Genomic DNA, 712 nt, shown 5'->3' with positions numbered 1-712 from the left:
CCCGCACCTCCGATGTAAATTTCACCGGTGACACCCAGCGGGACCGGCTGCCCGGCCCGGTCAAGCAGATAGATTTGGGTATTGGCAATCGGGCGGCCGATATGGGGAACAAAGCCGCTGGCTCTGTCCATCCGTGCCCAGCTGGAATAAGTGGTCGTCTCTGAAGGGCCGTATAAATTACATACCGACCGGACATCTGTGTGGGCAAACAACTGCGCCACCAGAGAGGCTTTCAGGGCTTCTCCGGCGACATTCACCGTGTGCACGGACGGGGGGAAGGCACCCGCATTGATCAACGATGGGAGGGCAGAAGGGACGGTATTGATCAGGCTTATCGCCGTGTCTAACGGAGCATGAATCAGTGACAGAATATCCGGCACAAGATGCACCGTGCCCCCGGAAATCAGCGGGGCAAAGCATTCATACACCGCCAAATCAAAATTCAGCGAAGTGGCAAACAAAGTCTGGGCCAGTTCTTCGGCGCTGAACGTCTGTTTCGCCCAGCTCAGGAAGTTCACGGTATTGCGGTGGGTGACGGCGACCCCTTTGGGTTGGCCGGTGGAGCCGGAAGTGTAAATCACATAGGCCAGATGACGTGAAGTGAGCCCCTGCATGGCGGCCACCGGATTGGTGTCAGGCTGGTTCGCCAGCACGGGGGAGGGCAGATCATCCAGTCTGACCATCGGTAATGCAAACTCCCCAACGCTGTCGC

1 protein-coding gene is annotated in these 712 nt (G+C 58.0%); it reads right to left on the bottom strand.

Annotated elements, in window-relative coordinates; all coding sequences use genetic code 11:
- Positions 1-614: AMP-binding protein (locus AACS90_RS04305; RefSeq protein ID WP_305847172.1), on the bottom strand; the 614-nt coding region annotated here is incomplete at its 3' end.
- Positions 615-712 lie beyond the last annotated feature (98 nt).

It is taken from the genome of Xenorhabdus sp. KK7.4, from assembly GCF_963876465.1.
Classification (GTDB): Bacteria; Pseudomonadota; Gammaproteobacteria; order Enterobacterales; family Enterobacteriaceae; genus Xenorhabdus; species Xenorhabdus stockiae.
Note: the sequence above shows the minus strand (reverse complement) of the source record. Positions and strands in the feature narration are given on the sequence as shown.